At 28.5% G+C, this 18,562-nt stretch carries 19 protein-coding genes; all 19 read left to right on the forward strand.

Annotated features, from left to right (window positions below):
- The first annotated feature begins 13 nt into the window (after positions 1 to 13).
- The 19 genes from rplR (at position 14) to EMELA_RS00890 (ending at position 18,539) form a co-directional block, all read left to right on the forward strand.
- Positions 14 to 361 (forward strand): 50S ribosomal protein L18, encoded by a 348-nt coding sequence (rplR, locus tag EMELA_RS00800; RefSeq protein WP_028124053.1) that lies wholly within the window; start codon positions 14 to 16, stop codon positions 359 to 361.
- 20 nt (positions 362 to 381) lie between these two features.
- Entirely contained in the window at positions 382 to 1,002 is a 621-nt protein-coding gene (rpsE, locus tag EMELA_RS00805) for a 30S ribosomal protein S5 (RefSeq protein WP_028124054.1), read from the forward strand.
- Between the two features lie 20 nt (positions 1,003 to 1,022).
- On the forward strand, positions 1,023 to 1,460 hold the full coding sequence (gene rplO, locus EMELA_RS00810; RefSeq protein WP_028124055.1) for a 50S ribosomal protein L15: 438 nt from the start codon (positions 1,023 to 1,025) through the stop codon (positions 1,458 to 1,460).
- Position 1,461: 1 nt separating this feature from the next.
- On the forward strand, positions 1,462 to 2,922 hold the full coding sequence (secY, locus tag EMELA_RS00815; RefSeq protein ID WP_028124056.1) for a preprotein translocase subunit SecY: 1,461 nt from the start codon (positions 1,462 to 1,464) through the stop codon (positions 2,920 to 2,922).
- 81 nt (positions 2,923 to 3,003) lie between these two features.
- Positions 3,004 to 3,411: a cytidine deaminase gene (cdd, locus tag EMELA_RS00820; RefSeq protein ID WP_028124057.1), complete on the forward strand. Its 408-nt coding sequence runs from the start codon at positions 3,004 to 3,006 to the stop codon at positions 3,409 to 3,411.
- A gap of 16 nt (positions 3,412 to 3,427) precedes the next feature.
- Entirely contained in the window at positions 3,428 to 4,066 is a 639-nt protein-coding gene (locus tag EMELA_RS00825) for an adenylate kinase family protein (protein WP_028124058.1), read from the forward strand.
- The gene (gene map / locus EMELA_RS00830) at positions 4,067 to 4,825 is read left to right on the forward strand and encodes a type I methionyl aminopeptidase (RefSeq protein WP_028124059.1); all 759 of its coding nucleotides are present in this window, start codon (positions 4,067 to 4,069) and stop codon (positions 4,823 to 4,825) included.
- A 12-nt stretch (positions 4,826 to 4,837) separates the two neighbouring features.
- Entirely contained in the window at positions 4,838 to 5,074 is a 237-nt protein-coding gene (infA, locus tag EMELA_RS00835) for a translation initiation factor IF-1 (protein WP_028124060.1), read from the forward strand.
- A 69-nt stretch (positions 5,075 to 5,143) separates the two neighbouring features.
- Positions 5,144 to 5,257: a 50S ribosomal protein L36 gene (gene rpmJ / locus EMELA_RS00840; RefSeq protein WP_011183044.1), complete on the forward strand. Its 114-nt coding sequence runs from the start codon at positions 5,144 to 5,146 to the stop codon at positions 5,255 to 5,257.
- A gap of 54 nt (positions 5,258 to 5,311) precedes the next feature.
- Positions 5,312 to 5,677, forward strand: coding sequence for a 30S ribosomal protein S13 (rpsM, locus tag EMELA_RS00845; protein ID WP_028124061.1), 366 nt, complete (start codon positions 5,312 to 5,314; stop codon positions 5,675 to 5,677).
- Positions 5,678 to 5,700: 23 nt separating this feature from the next.
- On the forward strand, positions 5,701 to 6,093 hold the full coding sequence (gene rpsK, locus EMELA_RS00850) for a 30S ribosomal protein S11 (RefSeq protein ID WP_028124062.1): 393 nt from the start codon (positions 5,701 to 5,703) through the stop codon (positions 6,091 to 6,093).
- A gap of 25 nt (positions 6,094 to 6,118) precedes the next feature.
- Positions 6,119 to 7,072 (forward strand): DNA-directed RNA polymerase subunit alpha, encoded by a 954-nt coding sequence (locus tag EMELA_RS00855; RefSeq protein ID WP_028124063.1) that lies wholly within the window; start codon positions 6,119 to 6,121, stop codon positions 7,070 to 7,072.
- Between the two features lie 25 nt (positions 7,073 to 7,097).
- The gene (gene rplQ, locus EMELA_RS00860) at positions 7,098 to 7,457 is read left to right on the forward strand and encodes a 50S ribosomal protein L17 (RefSeq protein ID WP_028124064.1); all 360 of its coding nucleotides are present in this window, start codon (positions 7,098 to 7,100) and stop codon (positions 7,455 to 7,457) included.
- 449 nt (positions 7,458 to 7,906) lie between these two features.
- Complete coding sequence (locus tag EMELA_RS00865) at positions 7,907 to 8,773, forward strand: energy-coupling factor transporter ATPase (RefSeq protein WP_084485288.1); 867 nt, start codon at positions 7,907 to 7,909, stop codon at positions 8,771 to 8,773.
- On the forward strand, positions 8,764 to 9,711 hold the full coding sequence (locus tag EMELA_RS00870) for an energy-coupling factor transporter ATPase (protein ID WP_084485284.1): 948 nt from the start codon (positions 8,764 to 8,766) through the stop codon (positions 9,709 to 9,711). The genes EMELA_RS00865 and EMELA_RS00870 overlap by 10 nt, the downstream gene beginning before the upstream one ends.
- Position 9,712: 1 nt before the next feature.
- Positions 9,713 to 10,723, forward strand: a complete 1,011-nt coding sequence (locus EMELA_RS00875; RefSeq protein WP_028124067.1) for an energy-coupling factor transporter transmembrane component T family protein — start codon at positions 9,713 to 9,715, stop codon at positions 10,721 to 10,723.
- A gap of 7 nt (positions 10,724 to 10,730) precedes the next feature.
- Positions 10,731 to 11,486, forward strand: a complete 756-nt coding sequence (gene truA, locus EMELA_RS00880) for a tRNA pseudouridine(38-40) synthase TruA (RefSeq protein ID WP_028124068.1) — start codon at positions 10,731 to 10,733, stop codon at positions 11,484 to 11,486.
- Between the two features lie 230 nt (positions 11,487 to 11,716).
- Positions 11,717 to 15,991 (forward strand): ABC transporter permease, encoded by a 4,275-nt coding sequence (locus EMELA_RS00885; protein WP_028124069.1) that lies wholly within the window; start codon positions 11,717 to 11,719, stop codon positions 15,989 to 15,991.
- A gap of 19 nt (positions 15,992 to 16,010) precedes the next feature.
- The gene (locus EMELA_RS00890) at positions 16,011 to 18,539 is read left to right on the forward strand and encodes a hypothetical protein (RefSeq protein WP_028124070.1); all 2,529 of its coding nucleotides are present in this window, start codon (positions 16,011 to 16,013) and stop codon (positions 18,537 to 18,539) included.
- Positions 18,540 to 18,562 lie beyond the last annotated feature (23 nt).

Here is an 18,562-nt window from a genome sequence, read left to right on the forward strand (position 1 = left end):
AGGTTATAGAATTATGAAATATACTAAACAAGAAGCAAGAAAAAGAAGACATTACCGTGTTAGAGGTAAAGTTTCTGGTACAGCTGCTAAACCAAGATTAAATGTTTTCAAATCAAATACTAATTTTTACGCACAAATTATTGACGACACAACTGGAACAACTTTAGTTTCAGCATCATCATTAAACTTGGGATTAAAATCAGGAAACGTTGAAGCAGCTAAAAAAGTTGCAGCAGAAATTGCTAAATTAGCAATCGCAAAAAGCATTGTTGATGTAGTATTTGATCGTGGTGGATATTTATACCATGGTAAAGTAAAAGCTTTTGCTGAAGCAGCAAGAGAAAACGGATTGAAATTCTAGAAAGGTAAAGAGTGAGAAATATGGAAAATAAAACAGAAGTAGTAGTAGCTAAAAACGCTAACAATCAAACTCAACCTGAAAGAAAAAAGTTTGATAGAAAATCAAACCGTGGCCCTCAAGGACCAAAACAATTCCAAAAAGATGATTTTGAAGAAAAAGTAGTATCAATTAGACGCGTTACTAAAGTTACAAAAGGTGGACGTCACTTTAGATTCGCAGCAGTTGTTGTTGTTGGAGATAAAAAAGGTCAAGTTGGTTTAGGAACTGGAAAAGCAAACGAAGTTCCTGAATCAATTAAAAAAGCTGTTAAAGAAGCTAAAAAGAACTTAATTAGAGTCCCTTTAAGAGGAACAACTGTACCTCACGAAGTGATTGGTCACTTTGGAGCAGGACAAGTTTTAATTAAACCAGCTAAACCTGGTACTGGAGTTATTGCCGGTGGACCAGCTCGTGCTATTATTGAATTAGCAGGTATTGCAGATGTTTATGCTAAATCATTAGGTAGAAATAATCCAATTAACATGATTAGAGCTACAATCGATGGTTTAACATCAATGCATACAGCTAAAAAAGTAAATGACTTAAGATTTGGTAAACCAGTTGTTAAAACTGAAAAACCAAAAGTAGAAGAAACTAAATAAGAAAGGAGCATACACAGATTATGAAATTACATGAATTAAAATATACTGAAGGTAGCAAAAAAGACGTTACTAGAGTAGGTAGAGGTATGGCTTCTGGAAAAGGGAAAACTTCTACAAGAGGTCACAAAGGACAAAACTCACGTTCAGGTGGGGGAGTTCGTGTAGGATTCGAAGGTGGACAAACTCCTTTATACAGAAGACTACCAAAAATTGGATTCACTTCTCCAAACCAAAAAGAATATGTTATTTTAAATCTTTCAGACTTAGAAAGATTGAATTTATCAACAGTTGATCACAAAGCTTTAATTGAACAAAAAGTTATCAAAAACGAAAAACAATTAGTAAAAGTTTTAGGTAATGGTTCAATTACTAAGACAATTGATGTAAAATTAAACAAAGTTTCAAAATCAGCGCAAGCTGCTATTGAAAAACTTGGAGGAAAAGTAGAGGTGATTTAGTATGGCAAAAAAGTTCGCTAAAAAAAGCAAACAATATTATGCCAAAAAATCAAAAAGTAATAATAGTGATTTAAAAACTGGCAACTTCTTTATCAAAAATAAAGATATTTTAATAAGAATCGCTTTTACTTTATTATTATTAGTGATTATTAGAATTGGAGTATATATAACAGTGCCTGGTATCAGATTAACTTCTGATTATCAAAATGCTATTAACAATTCACAGTTCTTTCAGTTACTTTCAACATTAGGGGGAGGTACTATTGGAAGATTCTCAATCTTAGCATTAGGAGTATCTCCTTATATTACAGCCTCAATTATCGTTCAATTACTTTCAACTGATGTTGTTCCAATCTTAACTAGATGAAACAAATCAGGGGAAAGAGGAAGAAAAAAATTAGATAAACTTACTAAAGTGTTGATGATACCATTTGCACTGATGCAAGGAATAGCAACAATCTTTACATTACAACAACAAGGTGTTATTGAACCGGGTTGATCAAGTGATAATGTAATGGCTTCTCCTGCGTTCTACTATGTACTAGTACCTTTAGTTATGTTAGCTGGTTCATACTTTATGTTATGAATTGCTGATCAAATTACAATCAAAGGTGTTGGAAATGGTATTTCAATTGTAATTTTCATTGGAATTATTGTTCAATTACCAAATCAAATGAAAGCTACATATGATTTCTGAATCCCTTCAAATGAAAGTATTAATGTTTTCTTTGATGGAATCATTAAATTCTCAATTTATTTGTTAGTGTTTTTTATTGTTATATTTGCTGTTGTACTTATGAATGAAGCGGAACGTAAAGTACCAATTCAACAAACCGGTAGTGGATTGATTGATTCAAAAGATCATACTCCATATCTACCGTTAAAACTAAATAACGCTGGGGTTATTCCGGTTATCTTTGCTTCTGCATTGATATCAACACCAATTACAATTGCACAAATTATTGATCCAACAGCTAGCACGTCTGTAGTTGATTCAATCAATGGCTTTGTAAGGTTTACACAGCATTATCTATCATTTAATACTTGGTGAGGAATAGGAATCTTTGCTGTGATGATTGTGTTATTCACATTCTTATATGCACAAGTTCAAATTAATCCTGAAAAGATAAGTGAAAACTTTCAAAAATCAGGAACCTTTATTCCGGGAATTAAACCAGGTAAAGATACAACAAACTTTTTAAAAGGCACAATTAATCGATTATCGCTATTTGGAGCTATCTTCTTAGCCTTAATTGCTGCATTACCTTATATTATCTCTAAAGTGACTAATTTACCTAGTCAGTTAGCGATTGGGGGTACTGGGCTGATTATTTGTATCTCAGTTGCAATTCAAACAACTCAACAATTACAAGGTCGAATTACACAACATAAATTTATCGAAAGTAAAAAACAAAATTTTACTGAAGAAACTTCAAGTCAATGTTCAACACATATTTGATAGAAGACTCATTTGAGTCTTTTTTCTATCTCTTTAAAATTATTTTTTAAATATATTATAATAGATATGAAAGAGGTATAAAGAATGGATAGCAATCAAATGATATTTGAAGAATTATTAAAACTAAAAGAAAATTCTTATAGTCCGTATTCTAACTTTAAAGTTGCTTGTTTAATTTATTTACAAGATGGACAAGTGATTAAAGGAATAAATGTTGAAAATGCTTCATATCCTGCAACAATTTGTGCAGAAAGAACAGCTTTATCACAAGTTTATGCTTTGGGTTATAAAAAAGCAGATATTAAGTCTTTAGAACTATATACTGATTCTGAAATTTTAGGATCTCCATGTGGAGTATGTCGTCAGTTTATTTCAGAATTAATAGATTGATCAACACCAATTTCAATTTATAGTAAAAAAGGTTTTCAAATTAAAACCAATATTAAAGAGTTGTTACCATATGCTTTTGAACCAGAACAAATTTTAAAATAAAAAAGAGGAGAAAAATATGAATATTATGTTATTAGGTGCCCCTGGGTCAGGAAAAGGTACATTAGCTGAAAAATTAATTAAAAATCAAGGATTTAACCAAATGTCTACTGGTGATTTAATGCGTAAAGAAATTAAAGATAAAACACCATTAGGAATTGAATGCGCAAGATATATGAATGAAGGAAATTTAGTACCAGATGAAGTTACAATGGAGATTGTTAAAAACTTCTTAAAAGACAATCATAATCAATTAATTTTTGATGGTATTCCAAGAACATTAAATCAAGCAAAAATATTAGAAGAAAACTTATCAGAATTAAACTCACAAATTGATAAAGTGATTTATATTGATGTTCCAACAGAACTTTTATTAGAAAGAATTAGTGGAAGATTAATTTGTCCAAAATGTAAAGTAAGTTATCATATCGTTACAAGAAAACCAAAAACAGAATGAGTTTGTGATAATGATCAAACTGAATTAGTACGTAGACCAGATGATGCACCAGAAAAAGTTAAAGTAAGATTATATGTATATGCAAATGAAACTGCACCACTTGTTGATTACTACAAAAACAAACCAGGTTTTGTACATATTGTTGATAATGCAGACACAACTGCTGAAGAAGTTTATCAAGAAGTTTTAGGAGCATTATAAATGGTTGTTACAATTAAATCACCACAAGAAATTGAAAAAATGCGTGTTGCTGGACAAGTCTTGTCTGAAGCAATTGACATGCTAAAATCAATGATTAAACCAGGTGTAAATTGCTTAGATTTAGATAAAGAATTTGAAAAATTTATTACTGAAAAAAAATGCCAATCAAACTTTAAAGGCTATCACGGATACCCAAAAACTATTTGTGTTTCGATTAATGAACAACTAGTTCACGGAATTCCACAAGATCGTATTTTACAAGAAGGAGACATTGTTTCTGTTGATACTGGGTGCATTTTTGAGGGATATCATGCAGATAGTGCGTTTACTATGATAGTTGGTATTGCAAAAGATAAAAAACATGATATACTATTAAAAGTCACTGAAGAATGCCTGGACTTAGCGATCAAAGCTTTAGCTCCAGGTCTTCGTATAGGAACAATTGGAAATATTGTGCAAACTCATGCTGAAAGCTTTGGGTTTGGAGTTCCAAGAGATTATACAGGGCATGGAATTGGCACACAAATGCATGAAGATCCATTTATACCAAATTATGGTAGAAAAGATACAGGAATGCGTTTACAAGCTGGAATGGTTATTTGTATCGAACCAATGATTCAAATAGGAACTTACAAAACAAAACTTGCAGCAGACAATTGAACAGTTCTTTCAGCTGACAAGAGTATGACTGCTCACTTTGAACACACTATCTTAATTACAGATAGCGGTTATGAAGTATTAACTAAATCAAAAAGATAGGAGTTGTAGTTTATGGCTAAAGAAGCAGAAATGGAATTTGAAGGTACAGTTGTCGAAGTTTTACCTAATGCAAAATTTAAAGTACAACTAGAAAACGACATAGTTATTGATGCACACGTGTCAGGTAAAATCCGAATGCATTACATTCGCATCTTACCTGGAGATAAAGTAACTGTCGTGATTTCACCATATGATATGACACGTGGAAGAATTACATATAGAAAAATTGCTAAAAAAGCAGAAATGTAATTATAAAAAAAATCGGCTTGTGTCGATTTATATTGTTTAAAAACAAGAGAACAAATACGGAGGTTACAGATGAAAGTAAGATCATCAGTCAAAAAAATTTGCGACAAATGTCGTGTTATTAGACGTAAAGGCCGCGTAATGATTATTTGTGCACAACCAAAGCACAAACAAAGACAAGGTTAATTAGTCTAACTTAAAAATTATTAGATTAAATCATTTAAGAAAGGAATTAGAGATATGGCTCGTATTAGTGGAGTAGAAATCCCAAACGAAAAAAGAGTTGTAATTTCATTAACATATATTTATGGTATTGGATTATCAACATCTCAAAAAGTTTTAGCTAAATTAAACATCAGTGAAGATCTACGTACAAAAGATTTAACTGAAGAACAAATTAAATTAATTTCTACAGAAATTTCAAACTATAAAGTTGAAGGGGAATTACGTAGAGAAGTTTCATTAAACATTAAACGTTTAATGGAAATAGGATGTTACAGAGGATTAAGACACCGTAAAGGATTACCTGTAAGAGGACAATCTTCAAAAACAAACGCAAGAACTGTTAAAGGTCCAAGAAAAACTGTAGCTAACAAGAAAAAATAGAAGGTAGAAGGAGATAAACAAACATGGCAAAACCAAAAACAAATAATACAAAAAAACGTATTAAGAAAAATATACCAAAAGGTATCGCTCATATTCATTCTACTTTTAATAACACAATTGTTACTATAAGTGATGAAAAAGGAAACGTACTTTCTTGATCAAGTGCTGGAGCGATCGGGTTTAAAGGATCTAAAAAATCAACACCTTATGCTGCACAAATGATTTCAGAAGCAGCTGCTAAAGGTGCAATGGATCAAGGTGTTAAATCAGTTCAAGTTGAAGTAAAAGGTCCAGGTCCAGGTCGTGATGCTGCTGTTAGAGCATTAACAATTGCTGGGATGGAAGTAACTTCAATTAAGGATTGTACACCAATCCCTCACAATGGAGTTCGTCCTAAAAAACGCCCAAGAAAATAATTATAGAACAAAGGAGTTTTAGCGAATGAAACAATTTAATAAACCAGAATTCGGAATTGTAAAAGAATCACCAAATAAATTTTATGGTAAGTTTGAAGTGGCTCCTCTTGAAAGAGGATTTGCTGTAACTTTAGGTAATGCTTTAAGAAGAACATTACTATCTTCAACACCAGGAGCAAGTGTTTATGCAATTAAAATTGCAGGAGCACAACATGAATTTATTTCTATTGCAGGTATTGAAGAAAATGTTACACGTATCGTTTTAAATATTAAAAAATTAATTTTAAAAATTGATAACGCAATTTATAGCGATGATGAAACTGTTGAACTAAAAGTAGGAACATCTACTGTAGGTCCAGTTAATGCAGGAAGTTTAGTTTTACCAGCAGGAATAGAAGTTTTAAATAAAGACCTTGTCATTGCTAATGTTGCAGAAGGTGGTAATTTAGATTTAGTATTATATGCTAAAAACTCAAGAGGTTACAAAACTTTCAAGGAAAACAAAGAATTAAAAGATGTAGTACCAGGAATGATTACAATCGATTCAAACTACTCACCAATTATAAAAGTTGCTTATGGATCAACTCCAATCAACTTAGGTAAAGCTCAAGATTATGAAAAATTAATCTTAGAAGTAGAAACAGATGGATCAATCTTAGCATCAGATGCTGTTTCATTAGCATCAAAAATTCTAATTTCACACTTTGATGTATTTACAACTTTAGCTGAAGAAATTGAAGAAGTAGCAATCATGGGTGTTGAAACTGTGGAAGAAAAAGAATTAGACAAACCTGTTGAAGAATTAGAATTTACTCAAAGAAGTTTAAACTGTTTAAAACGTGCTGGAATCAGTACATTAAGAGAATTAGTTTCTAAAACAGAAGATGAAATTCAAGATATTAGAAACTTAGGACGTAAGTCATTAAAAGAAATTAAAGATAAAGTTGCGGCTTTAGAATTAACATTCAATCAAAATTAAAATATTTAAAGGGAGGTAAATGTATATGTCATATATTCAAAAACGTGGTAAGAACACAGCATGAAGAAATTTTTTAATGCGTAACTTAACAAGTGAATTAATTGTTTCAGAACGTTTAGAAATTACTGAAACAAGAGCTAAAGAATTAAGAAAGCATTTAGATAAAATGATTACTTTAGCTAAACGTGGTGATTTACACGCTAGACGTCAAGCTGCTTCATGATTAAGAAATATTGAAGCTAGTTCAAAAGAAGATGTTCTACAAAAATTATTTACAACTATCGCTAAAAAATATAAAGATAGAGATGGTGGATACACACGTATCTTAAAATTAGATAACCGTAAAGGTGATAATGCTCCTATGGTTATTATCGAATTAGTTTAGTAATAAAGAATTAAGGTTAATTACCTTATTTTTTTCGCCTTTTTTGCTTATTTTAATTTATAATATTTATAAATAATTTTTAAACAGGAGGACACATGGATTCATTAAAAAAATTTAAACAGACTAAGTTAACTACAAAAGACCTTAATGATTTTAAAATTAAACTTCATGCAAAATATATTCAAATGCTTGAAGCTAACAATGAATTCTTCAAATTTAAAGAAGAAGAAAAACAAGGTAAGATCTCAAAAGAAGATTTAGTTCAATACAAAACAAAATCAAAAGAAGCAAAAAAAGAATTTAAAGATGTTTGTAAAGATAAATCATTTACTAATAATTACAAAATAATTTTAAAAATCCATAATTCTACAACAAGAAAAAATAGTTCAGTTATTTTAGAACAAGCTAAAGAAGAGTTAGCAGAAGCTAAAAATTTAAAAAGAGAGTTTATTGATTCTGTTAAAGATCATGGTAAAGGTGCTCAATTAACTAAACTGGACAAAGTTGCTGTTAAAGTAGAAAATCTAAAATTTAAATATGCTCCTGATTTTCCATATGCCTTAAATGATGTTTCTTTTGAAATTAATGATGGAGAATATGTTGCTGTTATTGGACATAACGGTAGTGGTAAATCAACACTATCAAAAATGCTAATTGGTGTACTTTCTGCACAAGAAGGACATGTAAGTATTTATGGTAATGTAGTAACTCAAGATAATTTAGACCAAGCGCGTAAATTCTTAGGTATAGTATTCCAGAACCCAGATAATCAATTTATTGGTTCAAGTGTTGAAGCAGATATTGCATTTGGTTTAGAAAACAAACGTGTTAATCCAAAAGAAATGCAAAAAATAATTTATGAAGCAGCTAAAAAAGTTGGAATGGAAAACTTTTTAGATAAAGAACCTTTAAACTTATCAGGTGGACAAAAACAACGTGTTGCAATTGCGAGTGCTCTTGCATTAAATCCAGATATTTTAATATTTGATGAAGCAACAAGCATGCTTGATCCAAAGGGAAATCGTGAAATTAAAGAAATCATGGTTGAGTTAAGAGACAAAATGCGAAAAACAATTATCTCAATTACACACGATATGGATGAAATTCTTAATGCAGATAAAGTAATTGTTATGAATGGTGGAAAGATGGTTAAAATCGGAAAACCAGAAGAAGTATTAAAAGAAAAAGAATTCTTAAGATCTATTAAACTAGAAATTCCTTTCTTATCATTAGTTGAAGAAGCTTTAGGTAATCAAGGGATTAAAGTTAAACATAGTCAAAATATGGATGAGTTGGTGAAACAGTTATGCAAGTAAACAAAAAAGAAATAAAACAAAATTTAAAAAAATGAAATGATGAGAAAAAGAATATTGAAAGCTTTTCATTTACAGGAGATATTATTTTAGATAATGTAAGTTATACATATTCAAAGAAAACTCCATTTGAATTTAGAGCACTTGATAACGCTGACTTAACAATTGCTGACAAAAAAATTACATGTGTAATTGGAACCACAGGTTCTGGTAAATCAACTATGATTCAATTAACAAACGGATTATTAATTTCTGAAACTGGACAAACTATTGTTGGGGATTATAAAATTCCAGCTGGGTTAAAAAAGATTAAAGAAGTTAAAGATTTAAGAAGAGAAGTTGGATTAGTATTCCAATTCCCTGAATATCAATTATTCCAAGATACAATTGAAAAAGATATCGCATTTGGACCAATCCATTTAGGAGCTAATAAAGAAGATGTTTATAAAAAAATTCCTGAATTATTAGATCTTGTATCATTACCAAAAGATTATGCAAAAAGATCTCCATTTGAATTATCAGGTGGACAAAAAAGAAGAACTGCAATTGCAGGAATCATTGCAATGGATGGTAAAACATTAGTGCTTGATGAACCGACTGGAGGATTAGATCCAAAAGGTGAAGAAGACTTTATGAATTTATTCTTAAGATTGAATAAAAAACAAGGTAAAAGAATTATTATGGTTACTCATAATATGGACCAAGTTTTAAAAGTAGCTGATGAAGTAATTGTTATGCATGAAGGAAAAGTTATATCAAAAGGTACACCATTTGAAATTTTCTCTAACCAAGAGCTATTAGCAAAGATTCAAATTGAACCACCAAAGTTATACAAGCTAATGTATAAACTAAAAGCACAAGGAACTGATTTATTAAATCAAGAAATTAGAACAATTGATGAATTTGCCGAAGCATTTAAAAAAGTAAGAAAGGAGAAGTAAGATGAGAGTAACATTCGGTAGATATTTACCAAAAAATTCTATTGTCCATGCAATGGATCCTAGATTTAAACTGGTTATGATTATTCTGTTAATCGTAAGTATTTTCTTACCTATTGGTTTTACAGGTTATATTATATGTTCAGTTGTCATATTATCATTATTTGCATTATCTAAGTTAAGTTTCAGAATGTTACTTGGATTATTGCCTCCCGTACTATTTGTATTTTTAGTAATCTTCTTTATGAATGCATTCTTAACGCATCCAGATGCAGCTTTTATTAAGCAGTTATCAGTTTGATTAGAAGGACAAGATATAAAAGGATTATCAGTTACTCAATTACCTGGTGGATATTCAGGTCAATTATATTTAAGAGACACAAGTGTATTAAATGGTTTTGAATTAGCTTGTCAATATCAAAACATTGGTTGATTCTACAACTGAAGTTTTATTTGATTTAGTGAAAAAGCTTTATATAATGCATTAATCATGGCATTTAGAATTTATTTAATGATTTCATTAACTTGTATTCTGACTGCTTCAACTTCACCTTTACAACTAACATTAGCAATTGAAGATATTTTATATCCATTAAAATGAATTGGAATCCCAGTTTATATTTTATCAATGATTATATCAATTGCTTTACGTATGATTCCTACTTTAATTGATGAAGCAGGAAGAATTATGAAAGCTCAATCATCAAGAGGGATTGATATTAAGAATGGTAAATTTAAAGATAAGTTAAAAGGATTAACATCATTAATTATTCCACTATTAGTTTCAGCATTCCAAAAAGCAGAAGATTTATCATATGCGATGGAAGCAAGAGGATATGATCCTTATGCAAAAAGAACAAGATATATTCAATTCAAATTTAGAGTAATTGACTTAATCTTGTTATTAGTAGGATTTGGTCTAATGTTATTCTTAATTCTATATTCAGCAAGTGTTTTAGGATTATGACATATTGGTATTCCAAGACTTGATACTATTATTGGAGTAAAGAGTTAATAATATAATGTTTAAGTTCTTATTAACATTACAATATGATGGTTCTGACTTTCATGGATGAATTGATCAACCAAATGCTAAAACGATTCAAGGTGAATTAAATAAAGCAATTAAAAAAGTAACAAAAGACACTGCTTTTAAAACAATTAGTGCTAGTAAAACTGATGCTGGAGTTCACGCAGTAGATCAAAAAGTAATTTTAAAATTAGCTTTCGAACCTAAAATTGAATTGTTTGAAAAAGCAATTAATAAAGCTTTGCCTGAAACAATCCATATAGCTTCTATTGTTAAAGTTAATGATGACTTTAATATAAAAAATGTAATGTATAAAGAATATACTTATACAATCAATGATCATGAATATAATTTATTAACAAATCGTTTTGAACTTAATTGAAAATATGCAAAAATAGATATTAATAAACTACAAACTATTTTTGATTTATTTGTTGGTAAGCACGATTTCAAATTGTTTTCTGGTTTAAATGAAAAAGATTTTTTAAACTCTGATATTAAAACAGTTAGAACAATAGAAACAATCAATGTTGAGCGAACAAACAATCGAATAATTATTAATTTCAAAGCTAAAGGATTTATCAGATATCAAATTAGAATGATTGTACAATCAGCGCTAAGTTGCTATTTAGATAAACGAATTACGCAAGCAGAAATAAAAGACAAATTGCTGGGTAATGGAGATAAACCACCATTTAATGCACCAGCTAAAGGCCTAAAACTAAATAAGGTTGTATTTAATTCATAAAATAGTGTATTATATGTTTAAGGGTGTTGTTAAAACAATATCACTAAATAGTAATATATTGATAAAATAATCGTCTGTTTTTGAATAAGCTTATGCAAGAAGGAAAACGATTTATTTATGAGTTTATTACAAAACAAACACCCCAAAAAAGACAATTTTTTGTCTTTTTTTTCTTTATTTTGGTAAAATTATATTAATACATTTTAACTTTTAAGGAAGGTATAAAAGACATGCATTTTAAAAAATTTTACTTAATATTAAAAAATTCATTTAAAAATGCAACTAAAAACAAAACACAATTAATAGGTGTTACGGTTTTAGCTTTTTTACTGTCTCTTGTTTTAACTTTAGTTGTTTCAATGAACGTTCGTGTTCTTGAGAAATATAAAGACATGAATGAACACTCAAGAGTTCATGATGCTATTGTTGATTTAAATCCTTATGATAAAGTTACAACTGGAGAAAATGAAGAATCAGAAGAAGCTCCAAAAAACTTAGTTGCTGCTCAACAATACTGACTTTATAAGTTACAAGAAAAATACTTTGAAGAGTCAAATGAATTACAATTTCAATGATCAAGAACAGAAGCAAGAGAGTTTTCACAAGTTAAACAAAATGATAAAGATTTAACAATTAAAGCGATTGCTAAAACAACACAAAGTAATTCATTTAACAATGATGGAGTAGATAAACTTGTTATCTTTGAAGGGCATGATATTCAATCACACCATCAAGTGGTGATTGATCCAAACTATGCAAAAAATAATGGCATTAAAATTGGAGATGTTATTAGAATTCAAGCAGATAATTTAGGTAACTCATTATTAGTTAGAGATTCAAAAAGTGAACAAGTTGCAACCGATGTTAAAGAAATTGAAAAAAGTATAGATAAAATTGATAATATTGATAGTATTTACACAACATACTATTCAAATTACCAGTGATTTCAAGTTGTAGGATTTGGTAGCTCTGCTGACTTTATGGCTCCAATTTTCAATGCGTCAACAATCCTACCAAGTCGTTCAAAAGAAGTAATGATTTATGTTAATCCAGCTGCATTTGGACTAAAACTTAATGAAGAATCAAATGTATATGATTACAATATGAACTCAAATGGTAATTTAACTGTTTCATCAAATGTTGAAATGGAATCATTTTATTCAATTAAATTCACTGAAACAAGTAAAGTAAGTAATACAGGATTGCAACAATTTGAAACTGATTTTAAAGAATTAATAAGAAGAAACTCAAATAGTAAAATAGTGTATGGAAAAGAAGAACCAAGTTACAGATTTAGTAAAAGAATTAGTTTAATTAAACAAACAATTAAAATGTACACATTAGCTGCTATTGTAATATTTATTTTAATATTATTTGTATGTTTATATACAATTGCTTTAGTTACAAAAAAACAAATTGAAAAAGCATCAAAACAACTTGGAACAATGAAAGCATTAGGTTACAGAAAACGTGTGCTTGTATTAAACTTTGTTATGTTACCAGTAATTGCATCAAGTATTGGTGGATTATTTGGATACATTGTTTCAATATCTGTTTCAAATACATTAACAGGTGAATTTGGTAAGTACTTCTCATTAAATTACTCAACATTTAATTTTGATTGAATTTCAATCGTGGCAATGATTTTAACTATGTGAATAATCTTATCTGCAATTTCATTTGGTATTTCAGTTTTATTAATGAGAAAATCTGCATTAAGTTTAATTTCAGCAACATTTAATGAAAAAACTAGTGCATTTAAAGCTAAAATGAGAAATATTCATTTTAGAAAATATTTTGGTGCTAAATTAAGAAAAGCATTATTAGTTGATGCCTTTGGAAAAATGATGGCAATCGGATTTGTTGTTCTATTATCATCAATGTTATTTACTGTTTCATTTGCAGCTCCAGACATTTTAAAAAGAAATCAAAAAGCTACATATACAGGAATTAAATACAAACAAGTTGTTGAATATGCGCAACCAAGTTATAATAACCCCCTAACTTTTGCAAAAACATTTAACCCATCAACAACTCAAGAAGACATGGTTTATTCAGAAGCTGCTGGTGGATGAACAAACTTAAAATTAACTGGTAATGGTAATTTTGATTATGACCAAATCATGACAGACTACTTTAATAATGAAATTAGTGAAAAATACTATTCAATCTTTATTCAAAACTTATTTACAGCTTCAAGTAATAATCAATACGCTATCCCCAATCTTGTTGAATTATCACTAGCTAATATGAAACTACTTAACTTAGAAGGATCAATCTTTGATAGTAACTATTTCAGACAACTATCTAAATATGGTATCCCTGCTGCAAGCAAAAATGATCAACTTGGAAAATTAATTTCCCCAATAATTTTAAAACAATGATTTGATTATCAAAACCTATTAAAAGAAGTTGAATCTACAAATTCACTTTATGAAAAAGGTGCAGCATTACAAACATTCTATACTAAGTATTCAGAATCAATTGGATTATCAATTACAAATGATTTTAGAAGTGGATATAAAGATAGTATTTCAGATGAACAATGAATTAAGATGACTCCAAATGAAAAAATTAACGTGTTTAATCAATCAAATGGAATATTAGCTCAATCATACTTAAATGAAAATGTAACTATGTTAAAACAATTATTAAATTCAAATGATGTTGTTATTAATGATCAAACTGGTGAAGACAAATTTAAATTTACAGACTCAAATTACGACAATTTAGGTGAATTTAGAATTGCTTCAAAACATAATACCAAAGAATCATCTAATGATTACTATTTAGGACTAAATTTTGATAAATTAGGTGAACAAAATGATGATGCTTCAAAAGAAATAGCAACAGAAGCAATTACTGATATGTGAGAATGATTTACATTCTTATTTAATAACCGTGTTGATCAAGCAATTATTCAATCTGCGTTTTCAAGACCCCCTTACTTTGTTAAACAAACATTGACTAATGCATTTAAGTCAACTGAAAAAAACTATTCAATGGCCTTTAATTTAGTTTCATATGATCCAACTCTTGAAGCATTAGGAACAAAAATTCAAGCTGAAAAAGATGGTAAAAACTTTAAAATTTATGGAATTGACAATGATGATAGATTCTTAGATTTAAGAGATAATAATAATTTAATTGAAAAATTATTTAATACTGAATATTCAAATGGAATTGTAATTAATGAATCATTGGCTAAAACTTTAAACCTAAAAGAAGGTCAAGAAGTTGATTTTAATGTAATTCAAAATGAACTTCAAGATGAATATAAAGATGGAGCAGTACCATATGAATTAAATGATTGAGATACAAGTAGTTTATGAAATGGAACTGGTGGATTTAAACAAAACTCAAGAACAAACAGTTTAGGAGCTAATATTGTTGTTAAAAAACCAGGGATTGATCAAAAAAAATCAATTGACTTCTTAACAAGTGTTTCATCTCCAACAAACTACTATTCATCAATATTAAAAAATGAAACAATCATTCGAAATAAAACAACAAATCAAAAATTTAAAATTGTTGGTATCCATGAAGGATTTGGCACAGCACAAGCATGAATTAAAAATGACGATGCTAAAAAAATCCTTCAATATGATCAAGTAGAAAACTACATGTGAAAAAATTTCTTTGCTAAACAATGAAATAATCAATTTGGTTATACAACTTCATTTAATAACAAAATAATTATTGAAGATAAGGACCAAGAAGAATTAAAAATATACAAAAAAATTAAGAACTTAGATTTAACAAAAAATGGTTTAGATGATATTGAATTATTTAAAAATCAATTTATCTACTACCCAGACAGTCAAGATAAAAAAGACTTAGGAGAATTAATTTTAAAAATCTTTGATAATCAATATCCTGTATTTAACTATAAATATTCAAATAAAACTGATGTTGCTGATTACAATACAGTAATGAGTGTATCAAGCACATTTGGAGATTATTCACCAACTGCTTTAAATGGTTTAGAAGCTAAATTTAGTTCAAACTTTAAAGCATTTGATGGTAGTGGAATTGGAACTGTAGAATGAATTTTACCAATTGATTTATCAAAAGATATGTTAGAAGAAATCTCACAATTGATTCTATTATTAATATCAATTGCAATTGTTTTGATTTTATCTTTAACATTTGTAATTATTCTATTAACTACATCAGTAATCATTACAGATAACATAAGATTTATATCAACAATGAGGGTTTTAGGTTATCATGATGCATATGTTGTTAAAACTGTAATGGGTATGTATATGATTGTTATCTCAACAATGTTTGCAGCCGGATTCGCAGCTGGATGGTTTATTTTTGTTAAAGTAATTAATATAATGTTAATGAATGGTGTTGCTCTACCACTACTATTCCCAATATGATTACCAATTGTTGTTTTCATAGGAATTGTTGGAATTTATGCAATTGCCATTTATGCAGGATACAAACGAATTACAAAAACAAACTCAGTCTTAATTTTACAAAATACCGATATCTAGATAGGAGAGTATTTAACTCATGAAAAAAATATTATTAAGTTTAAGTGCTCTTACTATTGGAGCTACACCAGCCATAACTTTATTAAGTTCAACTGAAAAACATGTAATAACAAAAGTAACATCAAAGATACAAAAGAAAATTGATGAATCAGCTTTATTATTTAAAGCACCAATTATTACTAATGGTCAAAAGCAAAATGCTGATGTAACAACTAATTGATTAAATGATCAAAAAGTAAGTGATATTAGTCATATTGATAGTAGCTTAAGTTATGCTCAATTTAACGAACAAACTTATGATATGAATTCAACTAATAAAACATTAAGTACAATTTATAAACAAGATGGTTATAAATATAAAAACGATGATGCACTACAAGAAATGTTACATGGTGTAGCTGATAAAGGATTAAACTTACTAGAAAATTTAATTGATGATAATGGATTAAAATTTGATGGAATTAATGAAGCATTTAATTGAATTTCTTATATTTCACTTTTAACTGGTGATAAATTAAAAGCAGATAAATTTGATTCAGGTATTTTAAAATTTGCTGATAAGATATCATTTATTAAAATGTTTAAAAACTCCCCAGCACCTACTTATACTCAATTGTTAAGTGAAGGTGTAAAAACTTACATGGGTCTAAAATTTTACGCACTATCAAACTTTAATAGTTTTATGAGTACAAACTTTGGATTAACAGCAAATGATGGAGCTTGAAACTTCAAAATTGAAGAATCAGATAAAACAGCAAGAAACTTTTTTGACCAATCATCTGTTTTTTATAAAGAAGTATTTGTTAAAGAAGGAGATGCATCTAAGCATAGCTTTAAATTTTCACAAGACAGTTTAAAATACTTATTTAACTTTATTTATTCTTTATCTTATTATCTTGACGCATTTAATGCACCAGAATATAAACCTGATATAGAAAAAATTCAAGATCAAAATCATTTATTTAGTAGTACAAAATCAAATATTGATGTTATCTCAGAGGTTTATAAAAAAGATATATCAAAAGAAGATATTCAAAAAGGTAGTCTTCAAGGTATACTTACATTGCTTTATGACATAATTGGTTCAGTAAATGACCCAAAAAGTTATAAGGCTTCAAGAACACTTAAAATTTTATTTCAAGTTGATAATGATATTACTGATGGGAATGAAAGATTGGATTTAAACACAAAAGTGTTAAAAGCAAATAAAAGTAAATTTGTTAGTGTTGATGTTGGTGAATGAAAAAAAAATACAACTGGATCAAACGGTATATTTAATATCTTATTAGCTTCACTTGCAAAAGGATTCTTAGATAACCAAGTTTCAGGTGCAATTGGTTCATTATTATTTCTTATAGGGCTATCAACAGAAAATTTAGGTAGTATAATTGCTGGTTTAGTTAGTTCACTTCTGACAGGTATTGATATGTCAAACTTCTTTTCTAAACTTTCATCACAATTAGGAACCACTTTAAAAAATATGTATGGTTGAGGTTTTGGTGGAATTATTGGTAACCAAATCAAAAAACCGCTTGAAAAACAATTAACTAAAATGAAATTTGGAACAGAAGACACTCCTAATAAACCTTTACAAGATAAATTTAAAGAAAAACCAACAGATGATTTTATTGATTATCTAGATAAAATGATGACAAAGTTTAGTAACATCAAAATTAAGGATAGTGAAGATCAAACATGAAACTTATTTAATAATCTCTTTAATCAAATTATTAATGAAAAAGGTAGACTGCAATCATTATTAAATGTACTTGGTGTTTCTTTACCAATTGATATGTCTGATAAATCATTAAAAGATTTATTTGCTATAAATATTTTTGGAACTACAATTGGTGATTTACTTACAAACCTTATAAAAGGGGTTAATTCAATGCTACCCCAAATATATAAAGTGTTTGGACTATTAGGTTCAATAACAAGTGATGAAGCAGCTACTAAATATGATTTCTTTATACAAGAAAACAATGAACCTTTATTAATATCAATTGATAAAGTTTTAGGATATACACCAGAAAATGGTAGAACTTCAGATATAGCTTTAATTTGATCAATGATGAAATTTGTAAAATCAGATGATGGGAAAAATAAAGCTATAGGAATAAGAGAAAAAAACTCTAATAATACTTCTGAAGAGATCATTTGAGGACATAAAGCATGGAAATATCTACTTGGTTTAGATATGGAAAATAAAACATACGTACCAAATTCTATTTTAGGATATCTTGACTGACTGCTATCAAACAAATTAGCAGCTAAACTTGTTCAAGTACCAATTAAATTTGCAAGAAAATATGTAGAAAATAATTTAAGTGGCGTAGATTATAATAGAAATAAAAAAATGACTTATTGATCAAATAAAGAACTATTCACAACTGAATTAATCAGTTATAGTGAAGACAAGAATCAAGAAAATTTAAAATACGATATTATATACAAACTTAAAAAAGGTGTTTATGCAACATATGAAGTTTCAGTATATAAAGAATTCACAACTAACAAATATAAAATAAGCTCATTTAACAGAATATAAAAAAGTGAATCAAATGATTCACT

The organism is Mesoplasma melaleucae (assembly GCF_002804105.1).
In the GTDB taxonomy this organism is placed as follows: Bacteria; Bacillota_I; Bacilli_A; order Mycoplasmatales; family Mycoplasmataceae; genus Mesoplasma; species Mesoplasma melaleucae.